The following is a 22,524-nucleotide window of genomic DNA, read 5'->3' as shown; positions in this document are numbered from 1 at the left end:
AGTTTGGTGAAGATTAGAGCAGGCCGGGTAAGGTGAAGCCGCTACCCGGCGCTAGAGCGGATTAACGCAGGATTTTCTTCTCGGCCAGATCCAGCGCGAAGTAGCTGAAGATCAGATCCGCGCCTGCGCGTTTGATGGCGCCGAGGCTTTCGAGGATCACTTTCTCTTCATCAATCGCACCGGCCAGCGCGGCGAATTTGATCATCGCGTACTCGCCGCTGACCTGGTAAGCGCCCAATGGCAGCTCGGTGCGCTCGCGGATGTCGCGCAGGATATCGAGATACGCGCCCGCTGGTTTCACCATCAGGCAGTCTGCGCCCTGGGCTTCGTCGAGCAGGGATTCGCGAATCGCTTCCCGACGGTTCAGCGGGTTCATCTGATAGGTTTTACGATCGCCCTTCAGCGCCGTACCGGCCGCTTCGCGGAACGGGCCGTAGAATGAGGAGGCAAATTTGGTGGAGTAAGACATGATTGCGGTGTCGGTAAAGCCCGCCGCGTCCAGCGCCTGACGGATCGCCTGAACCTGTCCGTCCATTGCGGCAGAGGGCGCGATGAAGTCCGCACCCGCAGCGGCAGCCACGACCGCCTGTTTGCCGAGGTTCAGCAGGGTGGCATCGTTATCGACACCGTGATCGCACAGCACGCCGCAGTGGCCGTGAGAGGTATATTCGCAGAAGCAGGTGTCTGACATAACCACCATTTCCGGCACGGTCTCTTTGCAGATGCGCGACATGCGGGCAACGAGGCCATCTTCTTTCCACGCGTCGCTGCCGGTGGCATCGGTATGGTGAGAGATGCCGAAGGTCATCACCGAGCGGATCCCCGCGTTGGCGATGCGTTCAATCTCACGCGCCAGATATTTCTCCGGAATGCGCATTACGCCCGGCATGGCTTCGATGGCTTTGTAGTCATCGATCTCTTCTTCGACAAAAATCGGCAACACCAGATCGTTTAAGGTCAGGGTTGTCTCTTCAAACATAGCGCGCAGTGCAGGTGACTTGCGCAGGCGGCGGGGACGTGCAATTAAATCGGTCATGGTATGCCTGATGTTTGTGGAACAAAGAAGGCTAGTGTACCTCAAAGTGAAGACAGGTGTTTTGGTAAAAGTGGGCATTTTATTTTTGTAAAATGTGATGGGTCTGGCTTTCTGGCATCAATATATAATGCAGGGCAGTATAACGCCGAAATGGAGATGAGTTATTCATATTGTTTTTATATTAAATAGAAAACATCATTGAAAATGATTCATTATATATTTTTATATGTGTCTTATTGTTGTGTCTGTATTTTAATGCTTTGTTTTTATAAGATTTATCTGTAGTGACAGATGCTTTCTCGGTTTTGATGTGTTATTAGTCTGGATACGGACTTAATGGAAACATTCATTGAACCTTTTCGAAATGAAAATGCATAATTCCCTCCGCAATTAAACATTGCAAAATCATTGATGGACAAACTTGCTTACGTCCCTGAGGAGGGATGACCCAATGCAAACATGGAAAAAGAAACTCGTTGTATCTCAACTTGCATTAGCCTGCACCCTGGCTATCGCTTCTCAGGCAAATGCGAAGGATATTTCCGGTACGACATATAATACATTCGGATACGATAATACCGCTTCCACTCCCTGGTATTATGGCTATGCCGACTGGGATTACTCAGGCGCTACCCATGACGGTGATATTTATCCGGTGATTAATAAAAGCACCGTGAATGGTGTTATTTCAACATACTATCTGGATGATGGCATCAATGGTCGGGCGAATGCATTAAGCATTTCCAACAGCACCATTAATGGCATGATTACCTCTAAGTGTATGACCCCCTCGTGTGCTGACGGCGTGGATACCGATGGCACCAACCATTCTCAATACGATCGTTTTAGCCTGACCGTAGATAATTCCACCATTAACGATACCTATGAGCATTATGCGTATGATGTCGTGAATGGGGAAAATACGGAAAGACACTATCTGGATACGTATAATCTGGGTAATGCGATCACCCTGGATGTGGAGTCCGATATTGTTATCCAGAACAATTCCCACATTGCCGGTATTACCCTGACGCAGGGTTATCAGGAGCCGGATAATACCCCTTACGACGGTGTGGAAGGCGTAGCCAACAGCAGCAAAGTATTTACCGACACGCTGGTGGTGAAAGACTCCGTTCTGACCTCAGGCGCGTACCGCGATCTGGGGACCAGCGGGTTCTACGGTCAAACCGCGAAGCCGAGCGACTACGGTGAAACGAATGCCACGGCAGCAGATGATGCGGCGCTGATCGTTGCCGCTAGCGCGTCTGATAACGCGATGCAGACCACTGCCACGTTCGATCATTCCACCGTTACTGGCGATATTCTGTTCTCCAGCACCTTCGACAACAACTTCTATCCGAACGGCGATCCGGCAACGGATACGACTGCAGACGGTGTCTATAACCCAACCACCAACGGCTGGGATGGCACCGATAAGCTGGATGTCACCCTGACCAACGGCAGCAAATGGGTCGGCGCAGCACAGTCCAGCGTCGAGGCTATCGGCCCAGCGCAGATGTATGGACTGGGCTACAGCAACGTAGACTGGAGTAGCTTATCCCCTAACAGCATTTGGCCGGATTCCATTTATGACAGCAACGGACACGTTGCGGGTGAAGCTGTGTATCAGAGCGGGCTGTTTAACATCGCGCTGGATAACGGCTCTGAGTGGGATACCCGCAAGCTTTCTAATATCGACACGCTGACGGTAAACAACCAGTCTCAGGTTAACGTTGAAGACTCTGATCTGCTGGCGGACTCCATCACCCTGACCAATGCTTCATCAATGAATATTGGAGACAGCGGTGCTGTGGCGACCGACCATCTGTATCTGGACAGCTATAGCCGTGCGGCACTGACGGAAGAAACGGCCCAACTGTATGCCAACACCATCACCGTGGATAACGGTGCTGAGCTGGCGCTGGGGCTGGGTCAGGTTGATACGCATAATATGGAACTGACCGATGGCGGGGTGCTGAACGTTGCCAGTCGTGATTACGTCCTGAACAGCGATCTGAACAACGCACGCTATATCACTAACGATAAGTACAATGCCGATTACGACTATGGTGTTGTGGCGATTAACTCAGATGGCCATCTGTCAGTTAACGGTGATGTTGCAGGTAACTACCAGGTGCGCATCGACGATGCGACCGGTGCCGGTTCCGTTGCCGATTACAAAAACAAAGAGATTATTCGCGTCTATGACAATAACGCGGATACCACAGCCAGCTTTACTGCCGCAAACAAAGCCGATTTAGGTGCTTACACCTATCAGGCGCAGCAGCAGGGTGACGCCGTTGTCCTTCAGCAGAAAGAGCTGACTGACTCTGCCAACATGGCGCTGAGCATCCCATCTGCCAATACCAATATCTGGAATCTGCAGCAGGATACCGTCGGCACGCGTCTGACCAACAGCCGTCACGGCCTGGCGGATAACGGCGGGGCGTGGGTGAGCTACTTCGGTGGCAACTTCGACGGTGACAATGGCGTTATCAGCTACGATCAGGACGTGAGCGGTATTATGGTGGGTCTGGACACCCAGATTGACGGTAATAATGCGAAGTGGATCGTCGGTGGTGCGGCAGGTTTCGCGAAGGGTGATATCAGCGATCGTACCGGTCAGGTCGATCAGGATAGCCAGACAGCGATGATCTATGCGTCAGCGAAGTTCATGAACGATCTGTTCCTCGACAGCTCCCTGAGCTACACGCGCTTCAACAGCGATCTCTCTGCCAACATGAGCAACGGTAAGTACGTTGACGGCAATACCACGAATGATGCTGTTGGTTTTGGGCTGAAGCTGGGCTATGACTGGAAACCAAACCTCTCTGGCTACGTTACGCCATATGCAGCCGTCTCTGGCCTGTTCCAGTCTGGTGATGATTATCGTCTGAGCAATGACATGCGCGTAGATGGACAATCATACGATAGCCTGCGTTATGAACTCGGCGTTGATACGGGTTACACCTTCAACTACGGCGGCGAACAGGCTCTGACGCCTTACTTCAAACTGGCCTACGTCTATGACGATGCCGATAACAATGCCGATATTAACGGTGACAGCATTGATAACGGCGTGAAAGGCTCCGCTGTGCGGGTAGGGCTGGGCACCCAGTTTAGCTTCACGAAGAACTTCAGTGCGTACACCGATGCCACTTATCTGGGCGGCGGCGACGTTGATCAGAACTGGGGCGCAAATCTGGGCGTGAAATATACCTGGTAATGAATAAAAGCGGGGGAGTGGTTATCTCCCCCGCTTTTTATAGAAGCAATAAAAATAATATTGGACCGACAAATACGGATGACTTGAGGTCTGCATGAACGTTAATGCGAAACCGCTTTCTGAATTACGCCGGCTCGAACAGTATTTAACAGCGGCCAGTACCCCTTTTACATGTGCGCCCCAGCAATTAATTACGTCAGGCGAATGGAATGAGCCTTGTACGATCGTATTACAAACCGGCGTTATTGAGGTTTATCGAACTTCTGATGAATTGCTGGTGGGGATTGCGACTGCCCCTTTTATATTCGGGCTGTCTACGGTGGTGATTAATCACTCTCACGAATACAGGGTGATTGCTAAAACGGCCTGTACCGGTTTTTATTTGCCCACGGAAACCACCCGTCAACTCATCCAGCAGTATTCACTCTGGAAAGAGGCCTTCTGCTGGTTATCCTGGATAACTTACATTCTCGAGAAACGCGATAAGCAGCTGGTGGGAAATAATTCCTATCACCAGATCCGCTCGATGCTGCTGAATATGGCGGAATGGGATGAAACGCTGCGTTCAAAAATCGGTGTGATGAATCATATTCAACAGAGCACACGAATTTCACGTTCCGTTGTTGCCGAGGTGCTTGCCGCCCTGAGGCAGGGAAATTATATCAACATGAGCCGGGGCAAGCTGGTCAGCATCAACCGCTTGCCCACGGAATATTAAAATTAGTTAGACGCGGTGAGAACCTGGGCTTTATTGGCGCTCAGTTCAGCCACTAAGTTATTAATCCCGTCACTCATATTGACGAAACGCGTATGCGGGGAGCGGGTGACCACCACAAATGCGCCCACGTTTGACTGCGGGATCATGGCCATATAGGTGATGAATCCGCCGCCGCCGCCGGTTTTCTGAATAATACCCGGACGGCCATTTTTCGGAGCCATATAGACCCAGCCCATACCGAGCGCGTCGGCTTTACCCGGCACGTCCATCCCGATGACGCGTTGCAGCTGAGTGCGCTGATAAATCAGGGTCTGCATGCGATCGGCCTGGCTGCTGCGTGCGTAGAAATCTGAGGAAAGGAACTGCTGCATCCAGCGCATCATGTCGCCAGGCGTGGAATAGACCCCGCCGCTGCCCACGGCCGCGAGCGTATTATTACAGGGGCTAGCGCCTTTCTCCGCCACCATCAGGCGACGACACTGATCCGGAGACGGGGTAAAGGTGGTGTCTTTCATACCCAGCGGACGGGTTATCTGCTCTTCAAAAAGCTGCGTGTAGGGTTTGCCAGCCGCCGTTGAAAGGGCGTCCGCCAGCAGGTCAAAGGCCAGGTTTGAATAAGAGGCCTGCGAACCCGGCGCCGCCTTCAGCGTGGCGGTACTCAGGTAGCTCCAGCGCTGGTCGCGCGTTGGCCAGACAAATACGTCACGGTGCGCCGCCCCGCCTGGCTGCTCACGCGGCAGGGCGCTGGTGTGGGTGGCAAGGTTCACAAGCCGAATCGGCGTACCCTGCCAGGTTGGAACCCGGGCGCCTGGAGGCGCGTATTTGCTGAGCGGGTCGTCGAGTTTTACCACGCCCTGATCGAGCAGTTTCACCAGCATTTCGCTGGTCATCAGCTTGGTTAAGGACGCGATGCGGATAACGGAATCCAGCTGCGGGTGAACGTTATTTCCTGGGCGCGTCTCGCCAAAGCTGCGGAACACACGCTGGTTGCCGTCGATGACGACCATCGCCATCCCGGTCGCACCGCTGCCGTAATAGATAAGGTTCGCGTAGCGGTCGGCAATATCTGAAGCTAAAACGGGCGCCGTCAGCGGTTGGGCTGCCTGGGCGGTAGAAAAGCTCACCGCACACAGCGCGGCAAAAGAGAGCAGACAACGTTTCAACGAAAAGCATCCATGAAGTGAATGAAGAAAGTAATGGGTATTTATACTACTAATCGGTACCGCGCAATGCCCCGAATTGCATAACGATAGCGAGAAAAACGTAACCATGGGTAAATATGAACAATTTACTTACGAGCCATCTCCCATTTTGTGACATCGGGCTTATGATAGGCACCAGTGTCACTCAATCTTACGGAGAACGGTATGTCTGAGAAGCGTGTGGTTATGGTTGTCGATATGCAGAACGGGGTATTTGAAACCCCTCGTCATCAGCGCGAAAAATGTGTCTCTCTGATCAACCAGCTTACGCAGGCAGCCGACAAGGTCATTTTTATTCAGCATACCGAGGCAGGGGGCCTGGAAGAGGGAAGTGAAGGGTTTGCGCTACTGCCTGAACTCCATCAGCCAGCTGACGCGCTATATGTGACCAAAACCGCCTGTGATGCCTTCTATAACACCGTGCTTGAGGCGCTGCTGCGTGAGCAGGGCATTCGCGAGTTTGTCATCTGCGGCTGCGCCACCGATTACTGCGTCGATGCGACGATCAAGAACGGCGTCAGCCGGGGTTATCACATCACCGTGGCGGAAGATGCCCATACTACCGCCAATCGCCCGGCGGCAGATGCGCGGATCCTGATTAACCACCACAACGACGTCTGGCGTAACTTCATCGCGCCGGCGAATCCTCTCGCGGTGAAACGCACCGAAACAATTCTCGAAAACTGGAAAGCGAACTAATAATCAACCCTCGGGTCTGACCTTTTTGCCTGAGTCGGGAGGCTGGCCTGGGCAGGTTTTTCGTGTGGTAACGTGTTGTGCACAGCAACAGCCATAACAACAAGAAGGAAGCATTATGTTTAAGTCTTTTTTCCCAAAGCCGGGGCCTTTTTTCCTGTCGGCATTTATTTGGGCACTCATCGCTGTCATTTTCTGGCAGGCGGGCGGCGGCGCATGGCTGACGCGCATCACGGGAGCAACGGGCGAGGTGCCGATTAGCGCGGCGCGCTTCTGGTCGCTCAGCTATCTGCTGTTTTACGCCTACTACACGGTGTGCGTAGGGCTGTTTGCCCTGTTCTGGTTTATGTATTCTCCGCACCGCTGGCAGTACTGGTCTATCCTCGGCACATCGCTAATTATCTTTGTAACCTGGTTCCTCGTGGAGGTGGGCGTGGCGGTTAACGCCTGGTATGCGCCGTTCTACGATCTGATCCAGACCGCGCTGAGCTCGCCGCATAAGGTGACCATCAACCAGTTCTATCATGAAGTCGGCGTCTTCCTCGGTATCGCCCTTATTGCGGTGATTATCGGCGTGATGAACAACTTCTTCGTCAGCCACTACGTTTTCCGCTGGCGTACCGCGATGAACGAACATTATATGGCGCACTGGCAGCACCTGCGGCATATCGAAGGTGCCGCACAGCGTGTGCAGGAAGACACCATGCGTTTTGCCTCCACCCTTGAAGACATGGGCGTCAGCTTTATCAACGCCATCATGACGCTAATCGCCTTCCTGCCGGTGCTGGTGACGCTCTCGGCGCACGTGCCGGATCTGCCGATTGTCGGTCATCTTCCGTATGGTCTGGTGATTGCCGCGATCGTCTGGTCGCTGATGGGTACGGGCCTGCTGGCGGTGGTCGGGATCAAACTGCCGGGTCTGGAGTTTAAAAATCAACGCGTGGAAGCCGCTTACCGTAAAGAGCTGGTTTACGGCGAAGATGACGGCCAACCGTCCGCGAGCTGTTTGGCGCCGTGCGTCGTAACTACTTCCGACTCTACTTCCACTATATGTATTTCAACATTGCCCGTATTTTGTATCTGCAGGTGGATAACGTTTTCGGTTTGTTCCTGCTGTTCCCGTCGATTGTTGCGGGTACGATTACGCTCGGTCTGATGACGCAGATCACCAACGTGTTCGGTCAGGTTCGCGGGTCGTTCCAGTACCTGATCAGCTCCTGGACCACCCTGGTAGAACTGATGTCCATCTACAAACGTCTGCGCAGTTTTGAACGTGAGCTGGACGATCGTGACCTGCAGGAAGTCACCAACACATTTAGCTAATACAGGAAGTTGCTATGTCTTTTGCCGTACCGCGCGCGTTACCGTTGTCCTTGCTGGCCGCTCTTGTGCTGGCAGGCTGTGCCGAAAAAGGGGCCGCTCCGCTCAAAAAGGGGGAGAAGCCCGTCGATGTGGCGAGCGTTGTGCGGCAGAAAATGCCCGCCAGCGTGAAGGATCGCAACGCGTGGGCAGATGCGCTGGCAAAAACCTTTGAAAGCCAAAAGATCGCGCCGACCGAGGAGAATATCTGCTCGGTGCTGGCGGTGGCGCAGCAGGAGTCGATGTATCAGTCAGACCCGGTGGTGCCGGGCCTGAACAAAATTGCCTGGAAAGAGATCGACCGCCGCGCGGAGTCCATGCATATCCCGGTTTTCCTCGTGCATACCGCGCTTAAAATCACCTCGCCGAACGGCAAAAGCTACAGCGAACGGCTGGACGCGGTGAAAACCGAAAAACAGCTCAGCGCCATCTTTGATGATTTCATCAGTATGGTCCCGATGGGGCAGAAGCTGTTTGGCTCACTGAACCCGGTACATACCGGTGGCCCGATGCAGGTGAGCATTGCGTTCGCGGAGAAGCATACCGACGGCTACCCGTGGAAAATCGACGGTACGGTACGTCAGGAGGTTTTCTCCCTGCGCGGTGGGCTGTGGTTTGGCACGTATCATCTGCTGAACTATCCGGCGAACTACAATGAGCCGCTGTACCGCTTTGCCGACTTTAACGCGGGCTGGTACGCCAGCCGTAACGCGGCATTCCAGAGTGCGGTCAGCCGCGCAAGCGGCGTCAAGCTCGCACTGGACGGCGATCTCATCGCTTACGGCAGCAGCGAGGCGGGAAGCACCGAGCTGGCAGTACGGAAATTATCCACCACGCTTGGCTTGAGCAATAGTGACATTCGTCATCAGCTTGAGAAAGGCGATAGCATGGCATTTGAGAAAACGGATCTGTACAACAAGGTGTTTGCGCTTGCAGAGAAGAAGAGTGGGAAAGCGTTACCGAGGGCTATCCTGCCGGGGATCCAGCTGGAAAGCCCGAAGATCACGCGTAACCTGACCACCGCATGGTTCGCAAAACGCGTGGACGATCGTCGGGCGCGCTGTATGGGGCTTTAACGGCGACGGCGAAAGCGCAAAACTAACGCTACAACGCCCAGAATCATACATCCCGCGAGGAAGGGGATCAGGCCGAACAGGGTGCTGACGCCAAAGCCAATCTCAACTCGCGGGCGTCCGTTATCCTGCACCTGCATCAGGTGTTCATAAACGCCCGGCGCATGGACCAGCATATTGAGCAGCTGTGAGCCGGCCCAGAAGCAGAACAGGACAAACAGGGCATAAGCGATATTACCCGCCGTGGAGGTTTTTGGTTTGCCGCCAAAAATCGGTTTCGACAATGTAAAGTCAGCCATGTTGACCTCCCGTGGTATCACTCTGTTTTAATACGCGTCTTACGGGGTGAGTTTGACAGGTCATCGCATTTGTCAATATCAGAATCGTGGTAATTTACGCGCCGGAATCCTCCTGGATTGCCGATTTCTGCAGCACATCACAATTTCATCACTTAAGTGAAATTGCGTCGCGTTTCAGAATTTCCGTATCTGCCACAGACCTGGCCGTAAAACTGTGAGAGGATGTCTTTTTTTCCTGCCGGAGTTGTTATGAAGCTCACGTCCAAACTACGCCGTGACTGGCACTACTACGCCTTTGCTATCGGGCTGATCTTTATTCTTAACGGTGTCGTGGGCCTGTTGGGGTTTGAAGCAAAAGGATGGCAAACCTATGCCGTCGGGCTGGTGACCTGGGTGATAAGTTTCTGGCTGGCGGGGTTGATTATCCGCCGTCGTCCTGAAGAGACGACAGCGGATGAGGCGAAGAGCGTCGATTAACCGTTTACGGAACTTTTAAGCGCGCTGTCGGCGGCGTGACGCTCCAGCGCCAGTTCGATCAGGCGGGTGATCAGTTCCGGGTAGCTCAGGCCGCTGGCCTGCCACAGTTTCGGATACATGCTGATGTTTGTGAACCCCGGCAGCGTGTTGATTTCATTGATCACCACTTCGTTTTCCGGCGTCAGGAACACATCCACGCGCGCCATGCCGCAGCAGCCGAGCGTCTGATAAGCGCGAATGGCGATCGCCCGGATCTTATCGTTAATCGCCGGATCGATATCCGCAGGAACGACAACCTGCGCGCCTTTGTCATCAATGTATTTGGTGTCGTACGAGTAGAAGTCGCTGTTTAAGACCACTTCGCCGCAGGTGCTCGCCTGTGGAAAATCATTGCCCAGCACGGCGCACTCAATTTCACGGCCTTTGATGCCCTGCTCAACCACCACTTTATGGTCGAACTCAAACGCCAGACGGACAGCCTGCGTGAACTCTGCTTCGCTGGTGACTTTGCTGACGCCCACGGAGGAGCCCTGGTTTGCCGGCTTCACAAACAGCGGCAGACCCAGTTCTCCGCTAATTTGCGCGAAGCTGTGCTTGTCGCGGTTGGCGCGGGTGAGGGGCACGAATGGCGCAATATTCAGCCCGGCATCGCGCAGCAGGCGTTTGGTGACGTCTTTGTCCATGCACGCGGCAGAGCCGAGGACGTCCGAGCCGACGAACGGCAGGTTGGCCATGCGCAGCATGCCCTGCAGGGAACCATCTTCGCCCAGGGTGCCGTGAACGATAGGGAAGACAACGTCGATCTGGGCGAGAGCCTGTGCGTTGCCGGCGTCGATGAGCTGTCCCTTCACGACGCCGGGTACGGTGGCGACGCTCACTTCCGAAGGATTAAGGGCGATATGCGCCGGATCGTGAGCATTCAGCAGATACTGGCTGGCATCGTTAACGTGCCACTGGCCCTGTTTATCAATGCCCAGCAGCACCACGTCGAAACGGCTTTTATCGATCGCATCAACGATATTTTTGGCCGATTGCAATGACACTTCGTGCTCCGCTGATTTTCCCCCAAAGACAATACCTACGCGCTGCTTAGCCATCTCACTCTCTTCCAGTCTGACGAAAAGCCAATAACATACCACGATGCCCGGCGGGTTTCGCGGCCTTCTGCCATAATGTTTTGGGGAATGTTGAGGGGGGAGAGTGAAAGGAAAAACGCTGCTGACAATTTTCATCATTGTGGCCGTTGCAACGGTGGGTTACCGCTGGTTGCCGCCTTACTACAACCCTTTCATACCGCTGACGCTTGACGACCCGCCGGGCCGAATCGCCCAGTATAAGCTCCGGCGCTTAACTCCCGAGGCGTGCGCGAGCCTGCTTTCGCAGGCTAACCAAAGAGATCTCATCCGCACCCAGCCGGTGGCCGACAGCGGCGGCGCGTGCCCGCTTAACAACGTCGTGCGCGTGCGTGACTTCGGCCCGGTCAGCCTGAACAGCAGTTTCCTTGCCAGCTGTTCGCTGGCGCTCAGCTCTGCGCTGTTTATCAGCCAGCAGGCCCGGCCGCTGACAAAACGCTATACGGGCAACGACCTGGCGCGCATCGATCATCTCGGCAGCTTTGCCTGCCGCAACATTTACCACCGTCCTGACGCGCGACGCAGTGAGCATGCCACGGCGGAGGCGCTGGATATCGCCGCCTTTCGGCTGGCGAACGGGGAACGCGTCACGGTGCTGAACGGCTGGAAGGCGGCAACAACGCAGCCATGGCTGAAGGCCATGCTGGCGGCAAGCTGCGGCTACTACGGAAACGGCCTGGGGCCGGAGTATAACGCGGCGCATGCCAACCATTTTCATCTGGGAATGCGCGGTTTCGGACTCTGCCGGTGAAGCATAATATTCCGCCAGAAAATGGATGAATTGTGACTTATTTCACAAATATGATGACTGGGAAGATAAAACACCAAAGTCAGTCTGGCCGCATCTCTGGTGCGACGTCAAAACGCGTAACTTGCTAATCTGTAGGCGAATTCGCCTAAAAATGAAGACTATTTCTTTATGGAATCCTGGAAAGTTAATCTCATCTCGGTCTGGTTCGGTTGCTTCTTTACCGGGCTGGCCATTAGCCAGATCCTGCCGTTCCTGCCGCTGTACGTCTCGCAGCTGGGGGTGACCTCGCATGAAGCGCTCTCCATGTGGTCCGGCCTGACGTTCAGCGTCACGTTTCTGGTCTCCGCCATTGTGTCACCGATGTGGGGCAGCCTGGCGGATCGTAAAGGCCGAAAACTGATGCTGCTGCGCGCCTCGCTCGGGATGGCGATTGCCATTCTGCTCCAGGCCTTCGCCACCAACGTCTGGCAGCTGTTTTTCCTGCGTGCGGTGATGGGGCTGACGTCCGGGTACATTCCAAACGCCATGGCGCTGGTCGCCTCTCAGGTGCCGCGTGAGCGTAGCGGCTGGGCGCTGAGTACGCTCTCCACGGCACAGATCAGCGGCGTCATCGGCGGTCCGCTGCTGGGCGGTTTTCTGGCGGACCACGTCGGGCTGCGCGCGGTATTTATCATCACCGCGATCCTGCTGGTGGTCAGTTTTCTGGTCACGCTCTTTCTTATCAAAGAGGGGGGCCGCCCGGTTATCAGTAAATCTGAACGCCTGAGCGGCAAGGCCGTCTTCGCCTCGCTGCCCTATCCTGGACTGATGATCAGCCTGTTTGTGACCACTATGGTTATCCAGCTCTGTAACGGTTCGGTCGGTCCGATTCTGGCGTTGTTTATCAAGTCGATGGAGCCGGAAAGTACAAATATCGCTTTTCTGAGCGGCATGATTGCCGCCGTGCCGGGCGTATCCGCTCTGATTTCCGCGCCGCGTCTGGGAAAACTGGGTGACAGGATCGGCACGGCGCGTATCCTGATGGCGACGCTGATCTTTGCGGTCGTGCTCTTCTTCGCGATGTCGTTTGTCACCTCTCCGCTTCAGCTTGGCGTATTGCGATTTCTGCTCGGGTTTGCTGATGGAGCAATGTTGCCTGCGGTGCAGACCCTGCTGGTTAAATATTCCAGCGACCAGGTGACGGGGCGTATTTTTGGATATAACCAGTCATTTATGTATCTGGGGAATGTTGCCGGTCCGCTTATTGGCGCATCCGTTTCCGCGATGGCCGGTTTTCGTTGGGTATTTGCGGCCACGGCGATTGTCGTTTTAATCAATATTATCCAGCTGGCTATTGCGCTGCGTCGCCGCAGACAAATGGCGGAAGCGAAATCGGCGAGATAATCGTTTCGTTGATGTATTATATATTCTTATGGTAGCCGCATTTTTATATAACAAAATGCGGCGCTTCTTTATAGAAAAACGTTTCGCTCACCGCGGCGGTCCTTTATTTTCATTCCTGCATCACTTTTGCATACCATAATAAATTTCTTCTCTTTGCATTATGGATTCAGAATGCTAACTTCAGACAAAACTGAAAAAGGAACTGGCACGATGAAAAATCTCATTGCTGAATTGCTGGTCAAGCTGGCACAAAAGGAAGAGGAGTCAAAAGAGCTGGTAGCCCAGGTCGAAGCGCTGGAAATTGTGGTCACCGCGCTGCTGCGACAAATGGCGAAAACCGATCAACAGGCGTTGATTGAGAGCGTGGAAGGCGCGCTGGACAGCGTCAGGCCTGAATCGCAGGTTCCGGTTGAGGATGCCGAGATGCTCCACCAGTACGTAAAGAAGCTGTTAAGGCATCCGCGCAGCTAAACCGTCACAGGACGTAACGACGTGTCATAGAATTGTCATGCAGGATGCCTATAGTCGCTCTGTTTTTATTTTTTATGTATTTGTACATGGAGAAAATAAATTGAAACAGAGCGCACTTTTCATCGCATTACTTCCCCTGTTAATTACCCCTGCCGTTTATGCCGATACTGCCCAAACCAGCGTGCTGGATAATCGCGCGGCAAAAGGGGATATCACCCAGCCTGGCGGCGCACGCCGTTTATCAGAAGATCAAACTGCCGCTATTCGCGCTTCGCTGAATGATAAGGCGGCGAAAAATATTATTCTGCTTATTGGCGATGGAATGGGGGATTCCGAAATCACGGCGGCGCGAAATTATGCCGAGGGTGCGGGCGGCTTTTTTAAAGGCATCGACGCATTACCGCTGACCGGACAATATACCCATTTCGCGCTGGATAAAAAAACCGGTAAACCGGATTACGTCACGGACTCCGCGGCCTCTGCTACGGCGTGGTCCACCGGCGTGAAAACCTATAATGGCGCGCTGGGTGTGGATATTCACGAAAAAGGTCATCAAACCCTTCTGGAGATGGCAAAAGCGGCGGGCCTGGCGACCGGCAACGTCTCCACCGCTGAACTTCAGGATGCAACGCCTGCGGCGCTGGTGGCGCACGTGACCTCGCGTAAATGCTACGGTCCGTCAGTGACCAGCGAAAAATGCCCGACGAACGCGCTGGAAAAAGGCGGCAAAGGCTCGATTACGGAACAGCTGCTGAACGCGCGTCCTGACGTGACCCTCGGCGGCGGCGCGAAAACATTCGCAGAAACCGCAACGGCGGGTGAGTGGCAGGGCAAAACGCTGCGCGAGCAGGCGCAGGCCCGCGGCTATCAGCTGGTGAGTGATGCAAATTCGCTGGCAGCCATCACCGAGGCGAACCAGAACAAGCCGCTGCTGGGGCTATTCTCTGACGGCAACATGCCCGTGCGCTGGGAAGGACCAAAAGCCTCTTATCACGGCAATATCGATAAACCTGTCGTAACCTGTATGCCTAACCCGAAACGCACTGACAGCGTACCGACGCTGGCGGCGATGACTGATAAAGCCATCTCTCTGCTGAGCAAGAGCGAAAAAGGGTTCTTCCTGCAGGTTGAGGGCGCGTCGATCGATAAGCAGGATCATACGGCGAATCCGTGCGGCCAGATTGGCGAAACCGTCGATCTGGACGAAGCGGTGCAGAAGGCGCTTGAGTTCGCGAAAAAAGACGGCAACACCCTGGTGATCGTCACCGCGGACCATGCCCATGCCAGCCAGATCATTCCGGCAGATACTAAGGCCCCGGGCCTGACGCAGGCGCTGAATACCAAAGATGGCGCCGTTATGGTGTTGAGCTACGGCAACTCTGAGGAAGAGTCCATGGAGCACACCGGCACCCAGCTGCGCATTGCGGCCTACGGCCCGCACGCGGCAAACGTGGTAGGCCTGACCGATCAAACGGATCTGTTCTACACCATGAAGGCGGCGCTGGGTTTTAAATGATAAAATCCCGGCGGAAATCACATCTGTCGGCTGGTTTTTTTCCTGTCACGAACCAGACTTACAGGGAATGTTCACAAAAGGATGGTGCAATGAAAACAACATTACTGGTTACTCTGCTCTCCGGCCTGTTCCTGGTCGCATCGGCGAACGCGGAAGAGAAGACGCTAACGCCGCAACAACAGCGTATGACCACCTGTAATCAACAGGCGACGTCGCAGAGTCTGAAGGGAGATGCCCGCAAGACCTACATGAGCGACTGCCTTAAAAATGGCGCCGCGAAGCCAGCTGAAAAAAGCCTGACGCCGCAGCAGCAAAAAATGCGCGAGTGTAATGCGAAAGCAACCGAACAGTCCCTGAAGGGGGACGACCGCAGCAAGTTCATGAGCGCGTGCCTGAAGAAAAAAGTGTAGTTCAAACGGGTGAGCGGCTCCGGCGGCTCACCCGAAATTTCATACTTTCCCCGCAGACCCCCTCTCTATAATTTGGGAAAATGTTTCAGAATATTCCCAAAAATGATGAATGATGAAACGTATTACAACAAAAAGCGCATTCGGGAAGAGTGGAATTTAACCCTTTCTCAGGATGACCCTCACCGCGCCGGCATTCAGTTTGCCCGGCGAGTTCGGCTGGCGCGCGCCGTCGGGCTGGCGGCGATGTTTTTCCCCGTTGCGGGGATGCTGGTCACCCATTTTTTACCCGGTGGCTGGTGGCTTTTACTGGTGGGATGGTCGTTCGTCTGGCCCCATTTTGCCTGGCAGCTGTCCTGCCGCGCCGCTTCACCCCATCAGCAGGAAATTTTCAATCTTAAAATCGATGCCATTATTGCCGGGCTTTGGATCGGCGTAATGGGGATGAGTGCGTTACCCACCGCAGCGCTGGTGATGATGGTGGGGATGAATATGATGGGTTCCGGCGGCTGTCGTCTGTTTATCCCGGGGATCGCGTTGACGCTGCTCTCCGCGCTGGTGACCCTGCCACTCGTCGGGAAGGTGGTCGTCTTCAATCCCGACCTCGTGGAGTGGGGCTTAACGTTACCCGTACTCGTGCTGTATCCCATGCTGTTTGCCTGGCTCAGCCACCGAACCGCCGTCAGGCTTGCGGAACATAAGCAGCGGCTGGAAATGATGAGCACCCGCGACGGGATGACCGGGGTCTTTAACCGTCGGCACTGGGAAATGCTGCTGCGAAATGAATTTGAGCATTGTCGGCGCGACCACAGCACCGCCACGATATTGCTGATTGATATCGACCACTTTAAAAACATCAACGACACCTGGGGGCACGACGTGGGCGACGAGGCGATCATTGCTATTACGCGTCAGCTCCAGCGGTCGGTACGGTCAGGCGATGCGATCGGTCGGTTTGGCGGGGATGAGTTTGCGGTGATCATGTCGCAGACCGCGGCGGAAAGCGCCATCGCCGTGATGTCGCGACTGCATGAGCGGCTGGAAAAACTGACGTTACCGTGCGCGCCAAAAGAAGCGCTGCGCATCAGCGTAGGCGTTGCCCCCTGGGGGCCGCAGTTTGGACATTATCGGGAGTGGCTAAAGGCGGCGGACGTGGCGCTGTACAGGGCGAAAAATGCCGGGCGCGGCCGCACCGAAGTGGCCGCCTGACGCCCGGTCAGAAATCAGGATTTACTCAGCTTCTCTGATTTTTCCATGCATTTTGCCATCGCTTCAATGACGGCCGAGCGGAATCCGCGCTCTTCCAGCACCCGCACCGCTTCGATGGTGGTACCGCCCGGGGAGCAGACCATATCTTTCAGTTCACCCGGGTGTTTGCCGGTTTCCAGCACCATTTTGGCGGAGCCCATGACGGCCTGCGCGGCGAACTTATACGCCTGCGCACGCGGCATTCCGCCAAGCACGGCGGCGTCGGCCATCGCTTCTAAAAACATGAACACATAGGCAGGGGCTGAGCCACTCACGCCGACCACCGGATGGATCATCGATTCGGCAATCACTTCTGCCTCACCGAAGCAGCGGAAAATATTCAGCACATCGGCCACTTCTTCTGTGGTCACCAGCGCGTTAGGCGTGACGGAGGTCATTCCGGCATTGACCAGCGAGGGGGTGTTGGGCATGGCGCGGACGATTTTACGATCGTGACCCAGCGCGCGCGCCAGCTGATCGAGCGTGACGCCTGCGGCAATCGACACGACCAGCGTCTCTTTATTCAGGCTGGAGGTGATATCGCTCAGCACTTTGATCATGATATTCGGCTTGACGGCGCCAAAGACGATATCGGCGACCTGGGCGACTTCCTGCGCGCTTTCGGCGGCGTTGATCCCGTATTGATCGCGCAACTCGGCGACTTTGTCCGGTGACGGGGTATAGACCCAAATCTGACCCGGCAGCACCTGCCCGCTGGCGATCAGACCGCCCAGGATGGCTTTGCCCATGTTACCGCAGCCGATAAACCCGATTTTCTTGTCCATCACGATTCTCCGTCATTATGCGTTGTTTTCTCTGATTGATAGCTTAACAACGAAATGCAGGCGACAATAGTCGGCAGACTCATTATGGGGAGACAATATGGCGATTTGGGTTGATGCGGACGCGTGTCCGAACGTGATTAAAGAGATTTTATTTCGCGCCGCCGAGCGCGTTCAGATGCCGCTGACGCTGGTGGCGAACCAGAATATTCGCGTACCGCCTTCGCGGTTCATCCGCTCCTTGCGCGTGCCGGCCGGGTTCGACGTGGCGGATAACGAAATTGTTCGCCTGTGCAGCGCGGAGGATCTGGTGATCACGGCGGATATTCCGCTGGCTGCCGAAGTGCTGGAGAAAGGGGCGGCGGCGCTCAATCCGCGCGGGGAGCGTTACTCGCCTTCGACCATTCGGGAAAAGCTCACCATGCGCGATTTTATGGATACGATGCGGGCCAGCGGCGTGCAGACCGGTGGACCGGACAGCCTGTCCCAGCGCGATCGCCAGCAGTTCGCTGCCGAGCTGGATAAATGGCTGCTGGAAGTGAAGCGCCGCACAGCGTAATGATAATTATTGTCAATTTGTGGTACAGTGTGGCCTCCACAGGGTTGTCATCCCGTACCGCTTTGCAGTAAAGTAATCGCAACATCTTCTGCAATTATTTCTTTACACTCTTCAGCCATTCGGCATCAAGGGGAACACCTGGCATGACCCAACCCATCTTTTTAGTTGGCCCCCGCGGCTGTGGGAAAACCACCGTTGGCCTGGAGCTGGCACGCGTGTGTCATCGCCAGTTTGTTGATACCGACCACTGGCTGCAAACCGAGGCCGGAAAAACCATCGCCGAGATTGTTGAGCATGAGGGATGGGAGAGCTTTCGCGCGCGCGAAACCGCCGCGCTGAAAGCGGTCACTACCCCGTCTGCCGTGATCGCGACCGGCGGTGGCGTCGTTCTGGCGGAGTGCAATCGTCATTTTATGCGCGAAAAGGGGATTGTGATTTATCTCAGCGCGCCGGTGTCGGCTCTGGTAGGGCGGCTGGAAGCCTTTCCGGAAGAGGGGCAACGCCCTGCGCTGACTACCAGGCCGCTCAGCGAAGAGGTGAGCGAAGTGCTGGCCGAACGCGATGCGCTATACCGCGAAGCGGCTCACCACGTGGTGGATGCGTCAGCCTCTCCCGAAGACGTTGTGATTCAGATTATTACCGCCCTGCGTTTGGCTTGTGCCAGCTAATCGGCGTCTATACTTATAGCTCAGACATAAAAAAAGGATGAGCTATGCCAACCAGACCTCCCTATCCGCGTGAAGCACGCATTGTTACCGTTGAAAAAGGCCAGACGGGTCATACCGTGACCTGGTATCAACTGCGTGCCGATCATCCCAAGCCGGACTCGCTGATCAGTGAACACGAGACTGAACAGGAAGCGCTGGACGCGAAACGGCGCTATGAAGATCCCGACATAACCTGAATGTTTTCCTAAACGTTCCAGTATCGTGCCTGAATCACACTTTTTACTCATCGGGAAAGTTAAGCAGGAGTTAATATTTAGTTATTACAAGTAACTCCGGTATCGGCAGGCGATCTTTACATTTCGATGTCGGGATCACCTGCTACGCTTGGTGCTGTTTTGTTGAAAAAATGAACTGTGCAGCGTAGTGAGCCTGTACCTGTATGCACGATGTTGGAGTAATGGAAGGCGATCAAGATGAAGGCAACGTTGGCGATCCTCACCATTGGTGTGGTCCCTGTAAGCGAAGTGTTACCGCTCTTAACCGAGCATGTATCTGAACAACAGATAACGCATCTTAGCCTGCTGGGGAAGATGAGTCGGGAAGAGGTCATGGAAGACTACGCTGTCGAGGCGGGGGAGGATCCCCTGGCGACGTTATTAAGCGACGGTAAACTGGCGCATGTTTCACGTCAGAAAATCGAGCGCTCGCTGCAGGGCGTGATAGAAGTGCTCGATAATCAAGGTTATGACGTTATTTTGCTGATGAGTACCGCGCCCATTAAGGGCCTCACGGCGCGTAATGCGATTTTGCTTGAGCCGATGCGGATCATTCCACCGCTGGTGGCCTCCATCGTGGATGGTCATCAGGTGGGGGTGATTGTGCCCATTGAGGAGCTCATGGATAACCAGGAAGCAAAATGGCACGTGCTGGAAAAAGTGCCCTTGTATGCGCTGGCAAATCCGTTCTGGGACAGTGAGGCAAAACTTATTGCTGCCGGGAAGGAACTGCTTGAGAGAGGAGCAGATGTCTTGATTCTGGACTGCCTCGGTTTCCATCAGCACCATCGTGATCTGCTGCAAAAAGCGCTGGATGTGCCCGTGCTGTTATCCAACGTTCTGATGGCTCGCCTGGCCTCGGAACTGCTCATGTAATGATTTTGCGTGACAGGTGATGAGCATGGCCCCTATAGTGAATTTTTATCTATAAATATAAGGGCCAGTTCATGCTTCAAAGTAACGAATACTTTTCCGGTAAAGTGAAATCCATTGGTTTTACCAGCAGCAGCACTGGCCGCGCCAGTGTCGGCGTTATGGCGGAAGGGGAATACACCTTTGGCACGGCGGAAGCTGAAGAAATGACGGTCGTCAGCGGTGCGCTGAACGTCTTACTGCCGGGTGAAACGGAATGGAAAGTTTACGCTGCCGGGCAAGTTTTCAACGTCCCTGGCCACAGCGAGTTCCATTTGCAGGTCGCTGAACCTACCTCTTATCTGTGCCGCTACCTGAAATAAAAAATAAGCCGGGTGGCGCTAACGCTTACCCGGCCTGCGTTTTGCCTGTTATCTCTGCGCTTCGCCGCCGAGACCTTCCACCAGATTCTGAATCAACGCGGCCAGCTCGCCGGTCATCAGGATGAAGTCCGCGTCAAAGCGCTGGGCATAATCTTCCCTGTCGATATCTTCGTTCTGATCGCGCAGCTCGTCGCAGAACTTCAGACGCTTCACGGAGCCGTCGTCGCACATCACGAACTGAATGCGCTGCTGCCAGTCGAGCGCCAGTTTAGTAACCACTTTACCCGCTTCGATGTGGACGGCGATCTCGTCGCTCACCAGATCCTGCTTCTTCGCGCGGATCACGCCGCCATCTTCCAGCAGGGCTTTCAGCTCGGCTTCATCAAGGATCTGGAAACCCTGAGCCGCAGCGCCGCTGCGTACCCATTCGGTCAGCGTCAGCTCGATCGGCGTTTCCAGCGCCAGCGGAACGACCGGTAAAGATCCGATGCTTTTACGCAGCAGGGCCAGCGTATCTTCTGCTTTCTTGGCGCTGGCGCAGTCCACCATGATCAGCCCGTTGACGGTGTCGATCCACATCATGGTCTGGCTGAAGCGGCTGAAGGCGCGCGGCAGCAGGGAGTGCAGCACTTCGTCTTTCAGCGAATCTTTTTCGGTCTTTTTCAGCTTGCGGCCCTGTTCGGCTTCCAGCTTGAAAATTTTCGCTTCGAGCGCCTGCTTAACCACCGGCGTCGGCAGGATTTTCTCTTCTTTACGGGCGCAGACGATGATTTGACCCGTGCTGCTGGCGTGGGTCAGTGCATCGCTTTGTGAACCCATTGGCGGAACCCAGCCGGTTTTCGCCATATCCTGGCTACCGCAAGGGGAAAAGGTATAAGCGGCTAACTGTTTTTCCATCTCTTCTGCACGCAGCGAAACGTCGCGGCTGAGACGGTAAACCATCAAATTTTTGAACCACAGCATGATAATTTCCACGGCCTTGTCGTTAAATCAGCGGGCATGATAACGAATTGTCGCATCGCTTGCATTGCTAATCGGGAAGCGTGCTTCTACTCTGTTGATAATCAAAATAATGAGGAGAGTCTTGTGCGTATTGGGATCGATTTGGGCGGTACCAAAACAGAAGTCATCGCACTGAGCGAGCAGGGGGAGCAGCTGTTCCGCCACCGTCTGCCGACGCCGCGCGATGATTATCACCAGACTATCGAGACGATTGCCAGCCTGGTTGAGATGGCAGAGCAGGCGACAGGGCAAACCGGCAGCGTCGGGATGGGGATCCCGGGGTCGATCTCGCCGTATACCGGGGTGGTTAAAAATGCCAACTCCACCTGGCTCAACGGTCAGCCGTTTGATAAAGATTTGAGCCAACGTCTGAACCGGGAAGTGCGTCTGGCTAACGACGCCAACTGCCTGGCGGTCTCTGAGGCCATCGACGGCGCGGCGGCCGGTGCTCAGACCGTGTTTGCCGTGATTATCGGTACCGGCTGCGGAGCGGGCGTGGCGTTCGGCGGGCGCGCCCATATCGGCGGCAACGGCACAGCAGGCGAGTGGGGACACAACCCGCTGCCGTGGATGGATGAAGACGAGCTTAAATACCGCGCTGAGGTGCCGTGCTACTGCGGAAAGCAGGGCTGTATTGAGACGTTTATCTCTGGCACCGGTTTTGCGACCGACTACCACCGCTTAAGCGGCCAGCCGCTTAAGGGCAACGAAATCATGCGTCTGGTCGAAGAACAGGATCCGGTCGCCGAGCTGGCCCTTAGCCGCTACGAAATGCGGCTGGCGAAATCCCTGGCGCACGTGGTAAATATTCTCGATCCGGACGTGATTGTGCTCGGCGGCGGCATGAGCAACGTCGACCGGCTGTACGCCACGGTACCGAATCTGGTGAAACAGTGGGTGTTTGGCGGCGAGTGTGAAACCCCGATCCGCAAAGCTGTCCACGGTGACTCCAGCGGCGTGCGCGGCGCGGCGTGGCTGTGGCCGGAATAAAAGCAAATAATGTTTATT

23 protein-coding genes and 1 pseudogene are annotated in these 22,524 nt (G+C 54.9%); 18 read left to right on the top strand and 6 right to left on the bottom strand.

Going from position 1 to position 22,524, the window contains the following annotated elements; genetic code table 11:
- Nucleotides 1–61: 61 nt before the first annotated feature.
- Nucleotides 62–1,036 (bottom strand): porphobilinogen synthase, encoded by a 975-nt coding sequence (gene hemB, locus ACWKXN_RS13275; RefSeq protein WP_021241687.1) that lies wholly within the window; start codon nucleotides 1,034–1,036, stop codon nucleotides 62–64.
- Between the two features lie 451 nt (nucleotides 1,037–1,487).
- Here hemB and ACWKXN_RS13270 point away from each other — a divergent pair, with 451 nt between their 5' ends.
- Nucleotides 1,488–4,262 (top strand): autotransporter outer membrane beta-barrel domain-containing protein, encoded by a 2,775-nt coding sequence (locus ACWKXN_RS13270; protein WP_454543894.1) that lies wholly within the window; start codon nucleotides 1,488–1,490, stop codon nucleotides 4,260–4,262.
- Between the two features lie 94 nt (nucleotides 4,263–4,356).
- Entirely contained in the window at nucleotides 4,357–4,980 is a 624-nt protein-coding gene (locus tag ACWKXN_RS13265) for a helix-turn-helix domain-containing protein (RefSeq protein ID WP_033144736.1), read from the top strand.
- A 2-nt stretch (nucleotides 4,981–4,982) separates the two neighbouring features.
- Here ACWKXN_RS13265 and ampH read toward each other — a convergent pair whose 3' ends face one another.
- Nucleotides 4,983–6,143, bottom strand: a complete 1,161-nt coding sequence (gene ampH / locus ACWKXN_RS13260; RefSeq protein ID WP_039263885.1) for a D-alanyl-D-alanine-carboxypeptidase/endopeptidase AmpH — start codon at nucleotides 6,141–6,143, stop codon at nucleotides 4,983–4,985.
- A gap of 204 nt (nucleotides 6,144–6,347) precedes the next feature.
- Here ampH and ACWKXN_RS13255 point away from each other — a divergent pair, with 204 nt between their 5' ends.
- The 3 genes and pseudogenes from ACWKXN_RS13255 to ACWKXN_RS13245 all read left to right on the top strand — a co-directional run bounded on the left by ACWKXN_RS13255 (nucleotide 6,348) and on the right by ACWKXN_RS13245 (nucleotide 9,313).
- Nucleotides 6,348–6,881: an isochorismatase family protein gene (locus ACWKXN_RS13255; protein ID WP_033144738.1), complete on the top strand. Its 534-nt coding sequence runs from the start codon at nucleotides 6,348–6,350 to the stop codon at nucleotides 6,879–6,881.
- Nucleotides 6,882–6,996: 115 nt separating this feature from the next.
- A pseudogene (gene sbmA, locus ACWKXN_RS13250) lies at nucleotides 6,997–8,201 on the top strand (peptide antibiotic transporter SbmA).
- 14 nt (nucleotides 8,202–8,215) lie between these two features.
- Entirely contained in the window at nucleotides 8,216–9,313 is a 1,098-nt protein-coding gene (locus ACWKXN_RS13245; protein ID WP_454543893.1) for a DUF1615 domain-containing protein, read from the top strand.
- Here ACWKXN_RS13245 and ACWKXN_RS13240 read toward each other — a convergent pair.
- Nucleotides 9,310–9,609: a DUF2755 family protein gene (locus ACWKXN_RS13240; RefSeq protein WP_008503287.1), complete on the bottom strand. Its 300-nt coding sequence runs from the start codon at nucleotides 9,607–9,609 to the stop codon at nucleotides 9,310–9,312. The two genes, ACWKXN_RS13245 and ACWKXN_RS13240, sit on opposite strands and share 4 nt — an antisense overlap.
- 249 nt (nucleotides 9,610–9,858) lie before the next feature.
- Between ACWKXN_RS13240 and ACWKXN_RS13235 the strand changes: the two genes are divergently transcribed.
- Nucleotides 9,859–10,086, top strand: coding sequence for a DUF2754 domain-containing protein (locus ACWKXN_RS13235; RefSeq protein ID WP_439204936.1), 228 nt, complete (start codon nucleotides 9,859–9,861; stop codon nucleotides 10,084–10,086).
- On the opposite strand, the gene ddlA is transcribed toward ACWKXN_RS13235, so the two are convergent.
- On the bottom strand, nucleotides 10,083–11,183 hold the full coding sequence (ddlA, locus tag ACWKXN_RS13230; RefSeq protein ID WP_454543892.1) for a D-alanine--D-alanine ligase: 1,101 nt from the start codon (nucleotides 11,181–11,183) through the stop codon (nucleotides 10,083–10,085). The two genes, ACWKXN_RS13235 and ddlA, sit on opposite strands and share 4 nt — an antisense overlap.
- 103 nt (nucleotides 11,184–11,286) lie before the next feature.
- On the opposite strand from ddlA, the gene ACWKXN_RS13225 reads away from it, so the two are divergent.
- The 6 genes from ACWKXN_RS13225 (at nucleotide 11,287) to adrA (ending at nucleotide 16,956) form a co-directional block, all read left to right on the top strand.
- Nucleotides 11,287–11,970 (top strand): extensin-like domain-containing protein, encoded by a 684-nt coding sequence (locus ACWKXN_RS13225; protein ID WP_048978956.1) that lies wholly within the window; start codon nucleotides 11,287–11,289, stop codon nucleotides 11,968–11,970.
- A 168-nt stretch (nucleotides 11,971–12,138) separates the two neighbouring features.
- Nucleotides 12,139–13,353 (top strand): multidrug efflux MFS transporter, encoded by a 1,215-nt coding sequence (locus ACWKXN_RS13220; protein WP_039263891.1) that lies wholly within the window; start codon nucleotides 12,139–12,141, stop codon nucleotides 13,351–13,353.
- A 210-nt stretch (nucleotides 13,354–13,563) separates the two neighbouring features.
- Nucleotides 13,564–13,824 carry an anti-adapter protein IraP gene (iraP, locus tag ACWKXN_RS13215; protein ID WP_024906786.1) on the top strand — a complete coding sequence of 87 codons (261 nt, stop codon included), beginning with the start codon at nucleotides 13,564–13,566 and terminating at the stop codon, nucleotides 13,822–13,824.
- 100 nt (nucleotides 13,825–13,924) lie between these two features.
- Nucleotides 13,925–15,340, top strand: coding sequence for an alkaline phosphatase (gene phoA / locus ACWKXN_RS13210; RefSeq protein ID WP_454543891.1), 1,416 nt, complete (start codon nucleotides 13,925–13,927; stop codon nucleotides 15,338–15,340).
- Between the two features lie 89 nt (nucleotides 15,341–15,429).
- Nucleotides 15,430–15,750, top strand: a complete 321-nt coding sequence (gene psiF / locus ACWKXN_RS13205; RefSeq protein WP_023334671.1) for a phosphate starvation-inducible protein PsiF — start codon at nucleotides 15,430–15,432, stop codon at nucleotides 15,748–15,750.
- A 102-nt stretch (nucleotides 15,751–15,852) separates the two neighbouring features.
- Nucleotides 15,853–16,956 carry a diguanylate cyclase AdrA gene (adrA, locus tag ACWKXN_RS13200; RefSeq protein WP_454543890.1) on the top strand — a complete coding sequence of 368 codons (1,104 nt, stop codon included), beginning with the start codon at nucleotides 15,853–15,855 and terminating at the stop codon, nucleotides 16,954–16,956.
- 14 nt (nucleotides 16,957–16,970) lie between these two features.
- Here the strand turns inward: adrA and proC are convergent, their stop codons facing one another.
- Nucleotides 16,971–17,780, bottom strand: a complete 810-nt coding sequence (gene proC, locus ACWKXN_RS13195) for a pyrroline-5-carboxylate reductase (protein ID WP_023310536.1) — start codon at nucleotides 17,778–17,780, stop codon at nucleotides 16,971–16,973.
- A gap of 97 nt (nucleotides 17,781–17,877) precedes the next feature.
- On the opposite strand from proC, the gene ACWKXN_RS13190 reads away from it, so the two are divergent.
- From ACWKXN_RS13190 to ppnP, 5 genes are all read left to right on the top strand, one after another.
- Nucleotides 17,878–18,336, top strand: a complete 459-nt coding sequence (locus ACWKXN_RS13190) for a YaiI/YqxD family protein (protein ID WP_010428006.1) — start codon at nucleotides 17,878–17,880, stop codon at nucleotides 18,334–18,336.
- Between the two features lie 143 nt (nucleotides 18,337–18,479).
- Nucleotides 18,480–19,004, top strand: coding sequence for a shikimate kinase AroL (aroL, locus tag ACWKXN_RS13185; RefSeq protein ID WP_454543889.1), 525 nt, complete (start codon nucleotides 18,480–18,482; stop codon nucleotides 19,002–19,004).
- A 44-nt stretch (nucleotides 19,005–19,048) separates the two neighbouring features.
- Entirely contained in the window at nucleotides 19,049–19,240 is a 192-nt protein-coding gene (gene yaiA, locus ACWKXN_RS13180; protein WP_008503272.1) for a protein YaiA, read from the top strand.
- A 237-nt stretch (nucleotides 19,241–19,477) separates the two neighbouring features.
- Nucleotides 19,478–20,155, top strand: coding sequence for an AroM family protein (locus ACWKXN_RS13175; protein WP_008503271.1), 678 nt, complete (start codon nucleotides 19,478–19,480; stop codon nucleotides 20,153–20,155).
- A gap of 71 nt (nucleotides 20,156–20,226) precedes the next feature.
- Complete coding sequence (gene ppnP, locus ACWKXN_RS13170) at nucleotides 20,227–20,514, top strand: pyrimidine/purine nucleoside phosphorylase (RefSeq protein ID WP_008503270.1); 288 nt, start codon at nucleotides 20,227–20,229, stop codon at nucleotides 20,512–20,514.
- 48 nt (nucleotides 20,515–20,562) lie between these two features.
- On the opposite strand, the gene rdgC is transcribed toward ppnP, so the two are convergent.
- The gene (gene rdgC, locus ACWKXN_RS13165; protein WP_023310540.1) at nucleotides 20,563–21,477 is read right to left on the bottom strand and encodes a recombination-associated protein RdgC; all 915 of its coding nucleotides are present in this window, start codon (nucleotides 21,475–21,477) and stop codon (nucleotides 20,563–20,565) included.
- A 123-nt stretch (nucleotides 21,478–21,600) separates the two neighbouring features.
- On the opposite strand from rdgC, the gene mak reads away from it, so the two are divergent.
- On the top strand, nucleotides 21,601–22,506 hold the full coding sequence (gene mak / locus ACWKXN_RS13160) for a fructokinase (RefSeq protein WP_045400629.1): 906 nt from the start codon (nucleotides 21,601–21,603) through the stop codon (nucleotides 22,504–22,506).
- Nucleotides 22,507–22,524 lie beyond the last annotated feature (18 nt).

The organism is Enterobacter sp. UPMP2060 (genome assembly GCF_053709655.1).
This window is presented reverse-complemented; position numbering and strand designations above follow the sequence as displayed.

What these genes read in the sequence shown, in the direction of transcription:
- hemB (WP_021241687.1), bottom strand. Translation starts at nt 1,036, where the DNA reads ATGACCGATTTAATTGCACGTCCCCGCCGCCTGCGCAAGTCACCTGCA.
- ACWKXN_RS13270 (WP_454543894.1), top strand. Translation starts at nt 1,488, where the DNA reads ATGCAAACATGGAAAAAGAAACTCGTTGTATCTCAACTTGCATTAGCC.
- ACWKXN_RS13265 (WP_033144736.1), top strand. Translation starts at nt 4,357, where the DNA reads ATGAACGTTAATGCGAAACCGCTTTCTGAATTACGCCGGCTCGAACAG.
- ACWKXN_RS13255 (WP_033144738.1), top strand. Translation starts at nt 6,348, where the DNA reads ATGTCTGAGAAGCGTGTGGTTATGGTTGTCGATATGCAGAACGGGGTA.
- ACWKXN_RS13245 (WP_454543893.1), top strand. Translation starts at nt 8,216, where the DNA reads ATGTCTTTTGCCGTACCGCGCGCGTTACCGTTGTCCTTGCTGGCCGCT.
- ACWKXN_RS13240 (WP_008503287.1), bottom strand. Translation starts at nt 9,609, where the DNA reads ATGGCTGACTTTACATTGTCGAAACCGATTTTTGGCGGCAAACCAAAA.
- ACWKXN_RS13235 (WP_439204936.1), top strand. Translation starts at nt 9,859, where the DNA reads ATGAAGCTCACGTCCAAACTACGCCGTGACTGGCACTACTACGCCTTT.
- ddlA (WP_454543892.1), bottom strand. Translation starts at nt 11,183, where the DNA reads ATGGCTAAGCAGCGCGTAGGTATTGTCTTTGGGGGAAAATCAGCGGAG.
- ACWKXN_RS13220 (WP_039263891.1), top strand. Translation starts at nt 12,139, where the DNA reads ATGGAATCCTGGAAAGTTAATCTCATCTCGGTCTGGTTCGGTTGCTTC.
- iraP (WP_024906786.1), top strand. Translation starts at nt 13,564, where the DNA reads ATGAAAAATCTCATTGCTGAATTGCTGGTCAAGCTGGCACAAAAGGAA.
- psiF (WP_023334671.1), top strand. Translation starts at nt 15,430, where the DNA reads ATGAAAACAACATTACTGGTTACTCTGCTCTCCGGCCTGTTCCTGGTC.
- adrA (WP_454543890.1), top strand. Translation starts at nt 15,853, where the DNA reads ATGATGAATGATGAAACGTATTACAACAAAAAGCGCATTCGGGAAGAG.
- proC (WP_023310536.1), bottom strand. Translation starts at nt 17,780, where the DNA reads ATGGACAAGAAAATCGGGTTTATCGGCTGCGGTAACATGGGCAAAGCC.
- ACWKXN_RS13190 (WP_010428006.1), top strand. Translation starts at nt 17,878, where the DNA reads ATGGCGATTTGGGTTGATGCGGACGCGTGTCCGAACGTGATTAAAGAG.
- aroL (WP_454543889.1), top strand. Translation starts at nt 18,480, where the DNA reads ATGACCCAACCCATCTTTTTAGTTGGCCCCCGCGGCTGTGGGAAAACC.
- yaiA (WP_008503272.1), top strand. Translation starts at nt 19,049, where the DNA reads ATGCCAACCAGACCTCCCTATCCGCGTGAAGCACGCATTGTTACCGTT.
- ACWKXN_RS13175 (WP_008503271.1), top strand. Translation starts at nt 19,478, where the DNA reads ATGAAGGCAACGTTGGCGATCCTCACCATTGGTGTGGTCCCTGTAAGC.
- ppnP (WP_008503270.1), top strand. Translation starts at nt 20,227, where the DNA reads ATGCTTCAAAGTAACGAATACTTTTCCGGTAAAGTGAAATCCATTGGT.
- rdgC (WP_023310540.1), bottom strand. Translation starts at nt 21,477, where the DNA reads ATGCTGTGGTTCAAAAATTTGATGGTTTACCGTCTCAGCCGCGACGTT.